This is a genomic window from Agromyces sp. Soil535 (assembly GCF_001428255.1).
GTDB lineage: Bacteria > Actinomycetota > Actinomycetes > Actinomycetales > Microbacteriaceae > Agromyces.
This window is the reverse complement of sequence record NZ_LMRW01000007.1, coordinates 90149-104138: the sequence shown is the minus strand read 5'-3', so window position 1 is coordinate 104138 and position 13990 is coordinate 90149. Positions and strand designations below refer to the sequence as shown.

At 69.3% G+C, this 13990-nt stretch carries 14 protein-coding genes; 4 read left to right on the top strand and 10 right to left on the bottom strand.

The genetic code is table 11. The features are described from left to right. On the bottom strand, positions 1–1777 hold a 1777-nt coding region (locus tag ASG80_RS07880), incomplete at its 3' end, for a substrate-binding domain-containing protein (protein ID WP_235508236.1). Between the two features lie 337 nt (positions 1778–2114). On the opposite strand from ASG80_RS07880, the gene ASG80_RS07875 reads away from it, so the two are divergent. Further along, on the top strand, positions 2115–2480 hold the full coding sequence (locus ASG80_RS07875) for a metalloregulator ArsR/SmtB family transcription factor (RefSeq protein WP_056729619.1): 366 nt from the start codon (positions 2115–2117) through the stop codon (positions 2478–2480). Here the strand turns inward: ASG80_RS07875 and ASG80_RS24410 are convergent. Further along, the gene (locus tag ASG80_RS24410) at positions 2450–2599 is read right to left on the bottom strand and encodes a hypothetical protein (RefSeq protein ID WP_235508235.1); all 150 of its coding nucleotides are present in this window, start codon (positions 2597–2599) and stop codon (positions 2450–2452) included. The genes ASG80_RS07875 and ASG80_RS24410 overlap by 31 nt on opposite strands. Before the next feature lie 36 nt (positions 2600–2635). Between ASG80_RS24410 and ASG80_RS07870 the strand changes: the two genes are divergently transcribed. Beyond that, on the top strand, positions 2636–3613 hold the full coding sequence (locus tag ASG80_RS07870) for a cation diffusion facilitator family transporter (RefSeq protein ID WP_235508234.1): 978 nt from the start codon (positions 2636–2638) through the stop codon (positions 3611–3613). 76 nt (positions 3614–3689) lie between these two features. On the opposite strand, the gene ASG80_RS07865 is transcribed toward ASG80_RS07870, so the two are convergent. Together ASG80_RS07865 and ASG80_RS07860 are read right to left on the bottom strand one after the other, a co-directional pair. Beyond that, positions 3690–5501, bottom strand: coding sequence for a substrate-binding domain-containing protein (locus ASG80_RS07865; RefSeq protein WP_235508233.1), 1812 nt, complete (start codon positions 5499–5501; stop codon positions 3690–3692). 326 nt (positions 5502–5827) lie between these two features. Further along, positions 5828–6376 carry a hypothetical protein gene (locus ASG80_RS07860; RefSeq protein ID WP_235508232.1) on the bottom strand — a complete coding sequence of 183 codons (549 nt, stop codon included), beginning with the start codon at positions 6374–6376 and terminating at the stop codon, positions 5828–5830. 110 nt (positions 6377–6486) lie between these two features. Here ASG80_RS07860 and ASG80_RS07855 point away from each other — a divergent pair, with 110 nt between their 5' ends. Continuing rightward, a complete protein-coding gene (locus ASG80_RS07855) occupies positions 6487–7092 on the top strand; it encodes a nucleoside deaminase (RefSeq protein ID WP_056729615.1) in 606 nt (201 codons plus the stop codon). Here ASG80_RS07855 and ASG80_RS07850 read toward each other — a convergent pair. Next, a complete protein-coding gene (locus ASG80_RS07850) occupies positions 7062–7532 on the bottom strand; it encodes a hypothetical protein (RefSeq protein WP_056729614.1) in 471 nt (156 codons plus the stop codon). The two genes, ASG80_RS07855 and ASG80_RS07850, sit on opposite strands and share 31 nt — an antisense overlap. Before the next feature lie 67 nt (positions 7533–7599). Here ASG80_RS07850 and ASG80_RS22850 point away from each other — a divergent pair, with 67 nt between their 5' ends. After that, on the top strand, positions 7600–8112 hold the full coding sequence (locus tag ASG80_RS22850) for a MarR family winged helix-turn-helix transcriptional regulator (RefSeq protein ID WP_235508231.1): 513 nt from the start codon (positions 7600–7602) through the stop codon (positions 8110–8112). A 9-nt stretch (positions 8113–8121) separates the two neighbouring features. On the opposite strand, the gene ASG80_RS07840 is transcribed toward ASG80_RS22850, so the two are convergent. From ASG80_RS07840 to ASG80_RS07820, 5 genes are all read right to left on the bottom strand, one after another. Further along, on the bottom strand, positions 8122–9228 hold the full coding sequence (locus ASG80_RS07840; RefSeq protein ID WP_056729613.1) for an ABC transporter ATP-binding protein: 1107 nt from the start codon (positions 9226–9228) through the stop codon (positions 8122–8124). After that, positions 9225–10256, bottom strand: a complete 1032-nt coding sequence (locus ASG80_RS07835) for an ABC transporter permease (protein ID WP_082589916.1) — start codon at positions 10254–10256, stop codon at positions 9225–9227. The genes ASG80_RS07840 and ASG80_RS07835 overlap by 4 nt, the downstream gene beginning before the upstream one ends. A gap of 1 nt (position 10257) precedes the next feature. Beyond that, entirely contained in the window at positions 10258–11238 is a 981-nt protein-coding gene (locus ASG80_RS07830; RefSeq protein ID WP_056729612.1) for an ABC transporter permease, read from the bottom strand. Continuing rightward, positions 11235–12263 carry an ABC transporter ATP-binding protein gene (locus tag ASG80_RS07825; protein ID WP_056729632.1) on the bottom strand — a complete coding sequence of 343 codons (1029 nt, stop codon included), beginning with the start codon at positions 12261–12263 and terminating at the stop codon, positions 11235–11237. Before ASG80_RS07825 ends, ASG80_RS07830 begins: the two co-directional genes overlap by 4 nt. Positions 12264–12328: 65 nt before the next feature. Then, positions 12329–13987 carry an ABC transporter substrate-binding protein gene (locus ASG80_RS07820; RefSeq protein WP_056729611.1) on the bottom strand — a complete coding sequence of 553 codons (1659 nt, stop codon included), beginning with the start codon at positions 13985–13987 and terminating at the stop codon, positions 12329–12331. Positions 13988–13990: the final 3 nt, after the last annotated feature.

Here is a 13990-nt window from a genome sequence, read left to right as displayed (position 1 = left end):
TCGGGTCGGTCGCGTCGTAGAAGTGTGCGCCGGTGGCGCTCGAGATCGACTGGAGGGCCGCGACATCCGCGTCGGCGCCGTAGGCGAGCGTGAAGATGAGCACCGGGTTGTGGTGGTGCATCTCGCCGAGGTTCGCGACCATCTGTTCCGCGGTGATCGTTGGCGTCATGGTCTCGTTCTTCCCGTCGCTCAACACCACGATCGCGTTGATGCGGTCGGCTTGCCAGTCGGCGGCGCGCTCGCGGGCGAACGTGTCGACCGCGGCGTAGAGCGGCGTGAATTCGACGGGACGCAGCGCGCCGAGGGCGTCGAGGAAGTCGGTGCGGCTGCTCCCGACGTCGGCGACCGGGCTCACCAGGCCCGGGGTGATCGGGCCGTCGTCGACCGACGAGAAGCCGGCAAGGCCGACGTTGTCGCCGGGGGTGAAGTGACCGAGCGCCTCGGTGATCGCATCCTTCGCCGCGGCCAGCTTCGTCTTGCCGCTCGGGATCGTCTCCTGCATCGACCCTGAGACGTCGAGGAGGAACAGCACCTCGGCGCGCTTGCGCACGCCGGGGAACACGTTCTGGGTCGCGCGGATCACGCTCGCACCGGGGAAGGGCAGTGCGCCCGGCTCCTCGGCGGCGAGCTGGCCGACCTCGGCGACGAGCGGGTCGAGCTCGCCGTTCAGGTCGCGATACCCGGACTCGCGCACGATCTGCTGGCCCTGCTTGGTCCCGGTGTAGCGCACGAAGTCCTGGGCGGCCGCGTTCTCGGCGTCATCGACCCAACGGCCGGTGAGCACGTGCGCGGGATTGTCGGAAACGTAGAAGCCGTCGCTGGGATAGATCGGCACGAGCTTCTCCTCGGGCGGCGCGCTCTCGATCCGGTTGATGCCGTCGCGGCTCGTGATGCCGCGGTTGTAGTCCCACACCGACTTCTCGTCGACGATCACTGCAGAGAGGAAGTCGGCCACGGAGCCCTTGTCCTCGGACTGGCGGGCGTGCCAGAGGAAGTGCTCGGGCGTGGCCATGTAGTGGCTCGTCGCGAGCTCGTTCTCCCGCACCTGGGCGGTGACGTCCTCGTCGGCGATCTGATCGACCGTCAGGTCGCTCACGGACCCCGCGGCCGAGCCGTAGGAGGCGAGCAACGCGGCCTCGCCCGAGCTGGCGATGAGCGGACTCGTCTTGCCGAGCTTGAACGTGCCCCACTCCGGATGGCCGAGATCGGTCCAGGCGTTCTGGTCGGCTGCGGCTGCGAACACGTCATCCCAGGTCGGGGGCTCTGCGTCCCAGCCGATAGCGGCCGCGAGAGTGTCGGGCATGGCGAGCACGATGTTGGAAGACCCGATGCTCGTTCCCCCCGCAGGAACGCTCCCACCCCCGCCGGTGGCGCGCACGAACGGGATCCACGAACTCGCGTCGGGAATCCACACGGTCGGGCGCTTGTCCTCGGGCAGGTTCGAGAAGCTGTGCGTCGCGTCCTCTGCGGCGAGGCCCGACTTGTCTTTCGTCGCCACCACGGTCACGCAATTGCCGTCGACGTCACGCGGCTGGGCGTTGTAGCCGGCGACGAGCCGCGAGACCATCTCCGCGTTCTCGAGCGAGGAGAGCACCGTCACCGTCGTGCAGGGCTTGGCGCCGGCAGCGGCGGCCGGCTCGTCTTCGGGGAACACGATCGGCTCCGAAGCGGCCGCGACGTCCGTCTCGGGGGCCTCGCTCGCATCGACCGACGAACCCTGCCCATTGAGCATCACGGCCGTCGCCGTTCCGCCCGCCGCGAGGATCACGACTGCCACCGCCCCCGCGATCACGGCCCATCGGGTACGCGACCGGCGCTGCTGCTCGCGCAGACGGCGCTGTTCACGCCGAGGCGCCGGACCTCCGGCGCTCAACGGACGGTTCCAATGGTCACGTCACGACCGGCGCCGGAGTCGCCGAGAACGGCCTGCGGCCGTGCCGTTCCCGGCGCGCGAACGACGAATGCGTCGGGCATCGTTCTGTCCTCGGATGAGGGTATAGACCCTCGGATGGGGGGTTAGGGGCGATGGCGAGCATATATCGAGGACCCGCGCAGACCCAAGGGATCGTCACACACATGACGAGGAGCCGTACGGCCTGTGTAATAATCTGCGTATGGACGCAGATAAGCAGATGTTTGACCGGGAGCCTGACAGCCAGTTCGTCGAGTTGGCCGTCGAGGTCTTCTCGATGCTTGCCGATGCCACTCGGGTCCGGATCATCCTCGCGCTCCGTGATCACGAGCTCTCGGTCAACCATCTGGCGGACATCGTCGAGAAATCACCAGCGGCCGTGTCGCAGCATCTGGCGAAGCTGCGTCTTGCCCGGATCGTCTCCACTCGCCAGGACGGCCAGCGGGTGTTCTACCGACTCGAGAACGAGCACGCCAGCCAGCTCGTCTCCGACGCCATCTTCCAGGCAGAGCACTCGCTGGGCGTCACCCCCCGCCATCACCACGCCGCGGATGAGGCAACCCAGTGAGCGGCCCCAAACACGGAGGTCATGCTCACGGTCAGCACCATCACGACCACGACCACGAGCACGAGCACGACGACGACCACGCCCACGACCACGACCACGACCACGGTCCAGGGGGTCATTCGCACCCGACGGGGATTAAGGGGTTCGTCCACGGGTTGTTCGTCCCGCACAGCCACGACACCGCCGATTCGATCGATGACGCCCTCGAGTCGAGCAAGGAAGGGGTTCGAGCGCTGAAGATCAGCCTGTTCATCCTCCTCGCCACCACGGTCCTCCAACTCGGCGTGGTCCTCATCAGCGGTTCCGTCGCGCTCCTCGCCGACACGATCCACAACTTCTCCGACGCCCTCACGGCCGTCCCGCTCTGGATCGCCTTCATCCTCGGACGCCGCGGAGCCACCCGCCGGTACACCTTCGGCTACGGCCGCGCCGAAGACCTCGCCGGCCTGTTCATCGTCGCCGTGGTCGCCCTGTCCGCGATCGTGGCCGCCTGGCAGTCCATCGACCGCCTCGTCAACCCGCAGCCACTCCAGAATCTGGGATGGGTGCTCGCCGCCGGTGTGATCGGGTTCCTCGGCAACGAAGCCGTCGCGATCTACCGCATTCGCGTCGGACAGAGGATCGGCTCGGCGGCGCTCGTCGCGGATGGCGTGCATGCACGCACCGACGGGTTCACCTCCCTCGCGGTGGTCTTCGGCGCGATCGGCGTGATGCTCGGGTTCCCCCTCGCCGACCCCATCGTCGGCCTCGTCATCTCCGCAGCGATCATCGTCCTACTGTGGGCCACGATGCGCAGCATCGGGCGTCGCCTCATGGACGGAATCGAACCCGAACTCGTGGACCGCGCCAGAGCCGCCATCATCACCACCCCCGGCGTCCTCGCGGTTCCGCGGCTGCAGTTGCGCTGGGTCGGCCATCGACTCCAGGGTGCCGCCGTGCTCAAGGTCGCCGATACGGCGTTGTCCGACGCCGAGAAGATCGTGCACGAAGCCGAACACCGCCTCGCGAAGGCGCTGCCCAACCTCGACGACTTGGCGATTCGCACGGTGACCACCGACACGGTGCCGACACCGCACTCTCACGAACACGGGACGTCGGCGCCCAACGTCCCCCTGCTGATACGGCGGGAGTGACGTGATGGTTCCGGAGATCGGCTGCGGTGACGACGCCATCGTCGTCGCCGCAGCGCACCGACTCGCGGCTCGCGGCTCAGAAGCTCGTGACGAGGTCGCCGAGGACGTCGCTGACCTTCGCGTCGTAGAAGTGTGCGCCGGTGGCGCTCGAGATCGACTGGAGGGCCGCGACATCCGCGTCGGCGCCGTAGGCGAGCGTGAAGATGAGCACCGGGGTGGAATGGTGCAGCTCGCCGAGGTTCGCGACCATCTGCTCCGCGGTGATCGTGGGCGTCGCGGTCTCGTTCTTCCCGTCGCTGAGCACCACGATCGCGTTGATGCGGTCGGCCTGCCAGTCCGCGGCGCGCTCGCGGGCGAACGTGTCCACCGCCGCGAAGAGTGGCGTGAACTCGATCGGCCGCAGGGCGCCGAGGGCGTCGAGGAAGTCGGTGCGGGTGTCGCCGATGTCGGCGACCGGGCTCACGAGACCCGGCGTGATCGGGCCGTCGTCGACCGAAGAGAACGCGGCGAGGCCGACGTTGTCGCCGGGGGTGAAGTGACCGAGCGCCTGGGTGATCGCGTCCTTCGCCGCGGCCAGCTTCGTCTTGCCGCTCGGGATCGTCTCTTCCATCGACCCCGAGACGTCGACGAGGAACAGCACCTCGGCGCGCTTGCGCACGTCGCGGAACGCGTCGTGGGCGGCGCGGATCACCTTCGAACCGGGGAAGGGCAGGGCACCGGGCTCGTCGGCAAGCTGGCCGACCTCGGCGGCGAGCGGGTCGAGCTCGCCGTTCAGGTCGCGGTATCCCGACTCGCGAACGATCTGCTGGCCCTGCTTGGTGCCGGCGTAGCGCAGGAAGTCCTGGCCGGCGGCCGCCTCGGTCTCGTCGACCCACGCGCCGTTGAGCACGACGGCTGGGTTGTCGGACACGTAGTAGCCGTCGCTCGGATAGATGGGCACGAGCTTCTCCTCGGGCGGCGTGCCCTCGGTGCGCGTGATGCCGTCGCGACTCGTGATGCCGCGGTTGTAATCCCACACCGACTTCTCGTCGACGATCACCGCGGAGAGGAAGTCGGCCACGGAGCCCTTGTCCTCGGACTGCCGGGCGTGCCAGAGGAAGTGCTCGGGTGTGGCCATGTAGTGGCTCGTCGCGAGCTCGTTCTCGCGCACCTCGGCGGTCACCGCTTCGTCGGTGATCTGGTCGGCGGTCAGCTCGCTCACGGACCCCGCGGCGGAGCCGTAGGACGCGAGCAGGGCCGCCTGACCTGAGCTCGCGATGAGCGGACTCGTCTTGCCGAGCTTGAAGGTGCCCCACTCCGGGTGGCCGAGATCGGTCCAGGCGTTCTCGTCGCCGGCGGCGGCGAACACCTCATCCCAGGTCGGGCGCTCTGTGTCCCAGCCGATTGCGGCCGCAAGGCTGCCGGGCATGGCGAGCACGATGTCGGATGCCCCGAGGCTCGTGCCCTCGTCGGGAACGCTCACGCCGCCACCCGTGTTGCGGGCGATGTCGATCCACGAACCCGAGTCGGGCGCCCACACGGTGGGGCGCTGGTCCTCGGGAAGGTTCTTGAAGCTCTCGGCTGCGTCCTCTGCGGCCAGCCCAGACTTGTCCTTCTTCGCGACGACGGTCACGCAGGTGCCGTCGACGTCGCGCGGTTGTGCGTTGTATCCGGCGGCGAGCCGGGAGACCATCTCGGAGTTCTCGAGCGAGGAGAGCACCGTCACCGTAGTGCAGGGCTGGGCGCCGGCCGCGGCGGCCGGCTCGTCCTCGGGGAAGACGATCGGCTCGGCCGCGACGTCCGTCTCGGGAGCGTCGCTCGCCTCGCCCGCCGAACCCTGCCCGTTGAGGATCATGGCCGTCGCCGTTCCGCCGGCCACGAGGATCAGCACCACTGCGCCCGCGATCACGGCCCAGCGGGTACGCGACCGTCGGCGCCGCTGCTCGCGCATACGGCGCTGTTCACGCCGAGGCGCCGGACCCCCGGCGCTCAAGCGCCCACTCCCATCCGCGTGGAACGACGTCCGGGGTCGCCGAGCACATGGTCGTGCGATGCCGATATCGGCGCGCGAGCCACGAGTGCTTCGGCCAACGTTCTGTCCTCAAATGGGGGGTAGAGACGAAGCCGAGCCTATCTCGCTGACCTGAACGGGCCAAAGGGATCGCCTGAACGTACACCGTGAACGTGCCGTGCCGACGCTGGGAAGAGTCGGCCTCCGGGGCGCGTCCCAGTCGATCAGCTGGAGGAGTTCAGCATGCCGATGACGACGGCGGTCCACCATGCGAGCTGCGAGATCACCGCGCTCGAGATGAACCGGAAGCGCGCCATCCTCGGCAGGGAGCTGAAGCGCATCTTGCGTGGCATTCGCGCGAGGCGTGTGGTCCAGCGCGTGAGCGCGACGCCGTTGAGCGAGAGCACGAGCACCGCGCCGAGCTTGACGAGGGTCGCGGGCGACTCGAGGTCGGGCTGGAGCAGTGCCCCGCTCGCGAGCAGGCCCACGAGTCCGGCCCAGATCGGAATTCTCAGGGTGAGGTCGATCTGGCGGACGTCGCGCGCCGAGCGCCAGTCGGTCATCCAGAGGAGTCCGTACCACTCCACCATCAGCACCGCCCCGAATCCGATGATGAGCGACGCGAGGTGCACGAAGAGGGCGATCGAGTGCAGCCAGGGCGGCGCCGCGAGCAGGGTGCTGAGCCAGATCGAGGCCGCCCAGGCGGCCGCCACCGCCAGGTAAGCCAGCGCGCGGAGGCGCTGCCGACGCTGTTGTCTCGCCTTCAGGGTCATCGTCACGGGGTGACTGCCGGTCCTTCGCTCGTGGCCTGCGCTGGCGCGCACGCCGTCCCGCCGTCACACTACCGAACGCGGAGCACCCGAGGAGCGGCACAATGGGTGGCATGGACGTCGAACTCGCCTCCGCCTTCACCGCATCGTTGCCGCCGTGGCTCGTCGACGAGCTGCCCGCGCTCGCGGAGGCGCCGCCGCTCGCGGCGGCGGAGGAGCGCGTGCGACTCGTGAACCGCCTCGCCGACTGGAACTGGCGGGCGGGCAACGGCGGCCCGTTCGCGGCGATCGTGGTCGACGCGGCATCCGGCGCCCTCGTGTCGGTGGGCGTGAACGTGGTGCTCTCGACGAACCTCAGCTCCGTGCACGCCGAAGTCATGGCCCTGAGCCTCGCGCAGCGGCGCCTCGGCCACTGGGACCTCGGCGCGCACGGCGCGGACCTCGAGCTGGTCGTCAACTGGCGCCCCTGTGTGATGTGCTACGGCGCCACCATGTGGTCGGGCGTGCGCGCGCTCACGGTCGCCGGCGAGGGTGCCGAGCTCGAGGAGCTCACCGGGTTCGACGAGGGCCCGATGCCCGAGGACTGGAGCGGCGAGTTCGAGCGGCGCGGCATCCGGGTGTCGGTCGGCGTGGGGCACGACGACGCGGTCGAGGTGTTCCGCGCGTACGGCGCATCGGATGCGGTCGTCTACAACGCGCGCGGGGCCAGCGAGGGGTAGTCGGCACGGCCTCGCGGCATTCGCTCGTCCTCGGTCCACCCGAGGGTGCGGGCGATGGCCTCGAGCGACGCGAGCGTGATCGCGAAGTCCTCGGGGCTCACGGCGCCCGCGACCTCGCCGCGGAGCGCGGAGACGCGCTCGAGCAGCGACGCGCGCGCGGCCTCGCCTGCCTCGGTGAGGGTGAGGGCGCCTGCGTCGCCGTCGACCCAGCCGCGGTCGACGAGCGGGGCGACCTTCTCGGGCCCGGCGGCCAGCCGCTCGGACAGGCGCGCGTCGTCGACTGCCCCGCCGATGAGGTTGAGGCGCTGCCAGTCGCGGCGGGTGATGCCCTCGGTGGCGAAGAGCTCGCGCATGCGGTCGTCGAGGCGGTGGTCGATGACACGCAGCCAATAGCCGATCGGGCGGGGGCTCGTGGGGATGGGGTTCGTGTCGGTGGTCATGGTGGTCGCTTCCTCGATCACTCGGACGATTGCATGCACTGTGACATGTATATGTACAATGACATGCATGAGCGACGCTCGTCAAGACCCCGTGACCGCCATCGAGGCCGCGCTCGTGACGATGCGTCGCGATCAGGGGCGCCGTCGCCTGCAGCGTCGCGCGGCCGGGCTCGAGACCGGCTGGAAAGGGGAGGGTCCGCGGCGCCCCGACGACCGCGGTCCTCGGGGCGGCCAGGGGCTCGCCGATGCCGCGCGGTTCCGGCTGCTCGACGCGCTCGAGGGAGCGGAGCGGCCGCCGTCGGTGAGCGAGCTCGCCGACGTGATCGCGGTCGACCAGCCGCGCGCGAGCCGGCTCGTGCAGGCGGCCGTCGAGGCGGGGCACGTCCGACGCGAGGTGGACTCGTCGGATGCGCGGCGCAGTGCGATCGTCCTCACCGCGTCGGGTCGTGCGATCCTCGATTCGGCACGCGAGAACCGCCGCAGCGCGGTGGAAACCGCCCTTGCAGGTTTCACGTCGGAGGAGACGGCGGACTTCGCCCGGCTGCTCGCGCGCTTCGTCGCGGAGTGGCCGCGCGGCTGAATCCCCGGCTCAGCGCGCCGACAGCTCAGCGGGAACGGGCAGCGGCTCCTCGCCGACCGCGCGCACCGCGGCGGGATCATGCCTCAGGCAGGCGACCGAGCGGCGCGGGTCGTCGCCCGGCACGTTCGGGAACACGAGCTCGGGGTTCACCTTCGCGCAGGCGTCGAACGCGAACGCGCACCGGTCGCGGAAGGGGCAACCGGCGCCGAGCCTCGACAGGTCGGGCGGCGAGCCCGGGATCCCGGTGAGCTCGCGTCGCGGCCCGCGCAGGGGTGGAAACGAGTGCAGCAGCGCTGACGAGTACGGATGCCGAGGCCGCTGGTACACGTCGAGCGCGGCGGCATCCTCCACGATCTCGCCCGCGTACATGATCGCGATGCGGTCGGCGATCTCGATGAGCAGCGACACGTCGTGCGTGATGAAGATCACCGAGAACCCGAGGCGCTCGCGCAGCTCGGCGATCTGCTCGACGATCTGCCGCTGCATCACGACGTCGAGCGCGGTCGTCGGCTCGTCCATGATGAGCACCTGCGGGTCGAGCGCGAGCGCCATGGCGATCATCACCCGCTGCCGCATCCCGCCCGAGAGCTGGTGCGGGTACGAGCGGAGGCGGTCGGGCGAGATGCCGACGAGCTCGAGGAGCTCGGCCGAGCGTTCGAGCGCCTCCTTCTGCGACACCTCGGGGCGATGTGCCCGGATGCCGTCGGCGATCTGCCGACCGATGCGGAACACCGGGTTCAGCGAGTTCATGGCGCCCTGGAACACGATCGCGAGGTCCTGCCAGCGCGAGGCCCGCAGCTGGGCGTCGTTCAGGCGCAGGATGTCGGTCGTGCGCCCGTCGCGGTCGGTGAAGTGCACCTCGCCGCCCGTGATGAGTCCGGGCGGCGGCAGGAGGCGGGTCGCCGCGTACGCCAGCGTGGACTTGCCGCACCCGGACTCGCCGGCGAGGCCGAGCACCTCGCCCCGGCCGAGCGTGAGCGACACCTGCCGCAGCACGTGCACGGGATCGTCGTCGTAGCCGTAGCCGTAGTCGACCGAGAGGTTCTTGATCTCGAGCACCGGGTCGCTCGCGGACGTCAGCTTCTGCGTGTGGCCGAGGGGGCTGGTGAGGGTCATGAGCGGTCCTCCTTCGCCTCGTACACGACCGGCGTGAAGCCGATGCGAGGTCGGATGCCGCGCTTGCGGAGCGACTTCGCATTGAGGCCGGTCGAACGCAGGCGCGGGTTCACGAACTCGTCGATGCCGAAGTTGATGAGCGTGAGCGACATCCCGAGCAGGGCGATGCAGAGGCCCGCCGGCACGAACCACCACCACGCCCCGCGCTGGAGCGCGAGCTGCGACTGCGCCTGGTAGAGCACGGTGCCCCAGTTCCATTCGCCAGTGATGCCGATGCCGATGAACGAGAGCGTGATGAGCGACAGCACCGCGAACGCGACGGTGCCGACGAAGCCCGCAGCGATGATCGCGGTGAGGTTCGGCAGGATCTCGGCGGTGATGATGCGCCACGTGCGCTCGCCGTTCGCCCGCGCCGCCTCCACGAAGTCGCGACGACGAAGTGACAGCGTCTGGGCGCGCAGCACGCGGGCGCCCCATGCCCAGCCGGTGATGGCGATGACGAGGGCGACGGTCACGCCGCCGACGGTGGGCAGCTGGCCCGCGATGAGGATGATGAGCGGCAGCTGAGGGATGACGAGGAACACGTTCGCGAGCACCGAGAGGCTCTCGTCGCCGAGCCCGCCGACATAGCCCGCGGTGACGCCGACGATCACCCCGATCGTCGTCGCGAGGATGCCCGCGACGAAGCCGACCACGATGACGCCCCGCGTGCCGACCAGGATCTGCGAGAACACGTCCTGGCCGAGGTGCGTGGTGCCGAACCAGTGCTCCCACGACGGCGGCTGCAGGATGTCGTCGCTGCGGGCGCTCGGATCGTAGGGGGCGATGTACGGCCCGATCACCGCGATGAGGAGGAAGAACCCGAGGATGGCCATGCCGGTGATCGCCTTCGAGTTCCGCAGGAAGAGGAACTTGCGCGGACCGCGCGACGACCTCCTGGGAGCGGCCGTCACCACGCCCGTGGCCGGCGCCTGCGAGGGTCGGGCGAGCTCCTCGCCCTCCTCGACGATGCTCGTGTCGATCGTCATGTCAACCCTCCTGACGGGTGCGCGGGTCGAGCACCCCGTAGACGAAGTCCGCCACGATGTTCGCGAACAGCACCGCGAGCGTGATGACGAGGAAGATGCCCTGCATGAGCGGGTAGTCCTTCGCGGCGACCGCCGTGAAGAGGAAGTAGCCGATGCCCTGGTATGAGAAGACGATCTCCATCACGAGGGTGCCGCCCACGATGAACCCGAGCGACAGCGCGAAGCTCGACACCTGCGGCAGGACCGCGTTGCGCGCCGCGTAGCCGAACATCACGGCGCGCTCCGAGAGCCCCTTCGCCTGGGCGACCGTGACGTAGTCCTCCGACGAGACGGTGACCATCATGTTGCGCATGCCGAGGATCCAGCCGGCGATCGAGGAGATCACGATCGTCATCGCCGGGAGGAACCCGTAGTAGATCACCGAGCCGATGAACTCCCACGACCACGTGGGGACGAGCGACCGGTCGTAGCTGCCGCTTGCGGGGAACCAGCCGAGGGTCACCGAGAAGACCGAGATCGCGATGAGGGCGAGCCAGAAGTACGGCACCGACGAGAAGAACGTGGAGATCGGCAGGAGCGAGTCGGCCCAGGTGCCGCGCCGCCAGCCGATGCCGGTGCCGATGAGCATGCCGATCGTGAAGCTCAGGATCGTCGCGATGCCCACGAGCCCGATCGTCCATGGCAGCGCCTGCTGGATGACCTCCGTCACCGGGGTCGGGAAGTACGTGAAGGAGATGCCGAGTTCGCCGCGGAGGAGGAGCGCCCAGTAGTCGACGTATTGCTGCCAGAGCGACACGTCCTGGTCGAGGCCGAACAGCGTGCGCAGCGCCTCGATCGCGTCGGTCGAGATGCGCCCCTGGTTCATGGCGATCAGGGCGCTCACGGGGTCGCCCGGCAGGAGACGCGGGATGAGGAAGTTGATCGTGACGGCCGCCCAGAACGTGATCGCGTAGAACGCGAACCTGCGCAGGAAGAACCTCATGCGATCGCCCCCGATTCAGCCGATCCGTCCAGCACCGGGCGGTCGGGGCGGTCCGAGTACCCCCAGCACGCGGCTTCCCGGCCCTCGCCGACCTGCATGAGCGGTGGGACCTCGATGCGGCACAGCTCCGTGGCGAACGGACAGCGCGGGTTGAAGCGGCATCCGCTCGGGGGCCGAACCAGGCTGGGCGCCTCGCCGCGCGCGCCGTGCGCCCGCGCCTCGAGGTCGTCGGGATCGGGAGCCGAGCGCACGAGCAGCTGCGTGTACGGATGCTTCGGGTCCTGCGTGACCGACTCGGAGTCGCCGCTCTCGACGATGCGGCCGGCGTACATGACCATCGTGCGGTCGGCGAAGTAGCGCGCCGACGCGATGTCGTGCGTGATGTAGAGGATCGCGAGGTGCAGGCGATCGCGGAGGTCCTGCAGCAGGTTCAGGATGCCGAGGCGGATGGACACGTCGAGCATCGAGATCGGCTCGTCGGCGAGGAGCACCTCCGGGTCGGCCGCGAGGGCGCGCGCGATGGCGACGCGCTGGCGCTGGCCGCCCGAGAGCTCGTGGGGGAACTTGTCGATGTAGCGCTCGGCCGGTGCGAGGTGGACCCGGTCGAGGAGCTCGATGAGCGCGCCCTCGAGGGCGGCGCCGCGCAGTCGCCCGCGGTGGATCCGCAGGCTGCGGGTCAGCGTGTACCGCACGGGATGCACGGGGTTCAGCGAGCCGAACGGGTCCTGGAAGATCATCTGCACCCGCCCGACGTACCGGCGGAACGCCCGGCGTCCGCGCGCCGTGGCGTCCTCGCCGTGGAGCAGGAGTCGTCCGCCGGTCGTGGGCACGAGCTGCGCGAGCAGTCGGGCGATGGTCGACTTGCCCGAGCCGGACTCGCCGACGAGCGCGAGCACGTGGCCCCGTCGGAGTTCGAGGTTCACGTCGTCGACGGCGTGCACGACGTCACGTGAGCCGACGCCGCGGAGCCTGAAGTGCTTCTGGAGGTCGACGGCCTGCAGCACGGGAGTCTCGGGTCGGGTCATCGTCACGTCCTCGTGAGTCGGGAGCCGGTGCGGCGCAGTATGCACCGCACCGGCTCAGGAGCGTACTACTCGGTGGGGGTGAGCTTCGAGAGGATGAGCGCCGCCTGCGGACCCGTGGGCTGCGGGTTCGCGTAGGGGTCCTCGGCCGTCGGGAAGCCCGTGTAGTTCACCGTGGAGTACTGGGCCACTGCCGGGCGCGACCAGATGATGATGCCCGGCACGTCCTCGACGAAGCGCTGCTCCACGATGTCGAGGGCCGCCTGGCGCTCCTCGTCGGAGGTCGCGGCCTTGTAGGTCGCGAGTGCCTGGGTGACCTCGTCGTCGTCGTAGCGACCGAAGTTCCAGTTCGCCGTCTCGCCGAGCGGCACGTAGGACGCGCCGTCCATGATATTCGAGTACATGTTCCATGGGGTCGATCCGCCGTCGGTCCAGTGCAGCGAGGCCTGGAAGTTGCCGAACGGGATGGTGTCGTTGAACCAGGTGTCCTGCACGATCGGCTCCACCGTCGCCTCGGCGCCGATCGACTCCGCACCCTCGGCGATGATGCCGAGCGCGTCGAGGTAGTCGGTCCAGCCGCTCGGGTTCGTGAGGGTGAATGTAACGGCCTCGCCGTCGGGGTCGATGAGCTTGTCGCCCTGGTAGGTGTACCCGGCGTCGGTGAGCACCTTCTTCGCGCCCTCGACGTCGACCGAGAGCTCCTGGCCCTGGTACGCATCCGAGATGAACGCGTCGCCAGAGGGCTGCGGGAGGCCGGTGACGCTCGTGATCTCGGGCCACACGCCGTAGCCGGCGGTCTGCGAGATGTCGCCCCGATCCACGACCATGTTCAGCGCGGTGCGGAAGGCGACGTTGTCGAACGGCTTCGTCTCGTTGTTGAGGTAGAGCACGTCGACGCCGAACCCGCCGCCGGCGACCTGGGCGTAGTGCTCCGGATCCTTGGCGATGAACGTGGTCTCGTAGTCGGGGATGAACGTCCAGCCCCACTGCGCCTCGCCGGTGGTGAGCGCGGTGGTCAGGCCGGCGTTGTCGTTGAACGCGTCGTACCGGAGTTGCCCGACCTTGGGCTTCTCGCCCCAGTAGTCCTCGTTCGGCACCAGCGTCACGGCCTGCGGCGTGAACGACTTCAGGGTGAAGGGGCCGGTGCCGATCATCTCGTCGTCGGTCCAGTTCACCGGGTCCTGGTCGGCCCAGAGGTGCTCGGGCACGATGAGGAGCTTGTAGAGCTTCACCTGGTTGACGTACTGGCCGGTCGTGAAGTCCACCGTGACCTGGTTGCCGTCGACGGTGATGTCGCCGTACTGGTCGGGGAAGTCGATGTTCAGCTCTGGGGTGTCCTTGCGCAGCTGGATCGAGAAGGCGATGTCCTCTGCGGTGAAGTCCTCGCCGTCCGACCACTTCACGCCGTCGCGGGCGGTGATGACCGCCTGCGTGGAGTCGGCGTTCCACTCCACCGACTCGGCGAGCCACGGGGTGGGGTCCTGGGTCGGGTCGATCTCGTTCACCTGCATGAGCGACTCGTACACCGCGTAGGCGTAGCCGAGCGACAGCGACGCCGATCCGGTGGCGAGCGGGTTCTGGTTCGGCTGCTGCGGGCCGTTCGGCATGCCGACCGTCAGCACCTTGCCGCTCGCGTCACCGCCCCCGCCGCCGCCTGCGCTGCACCCAGTGAAAGCCAAGCCGGCGGCGACCAGTAGGGCGCCTGTGGCGAGGATGCTCTTTCGCATTTC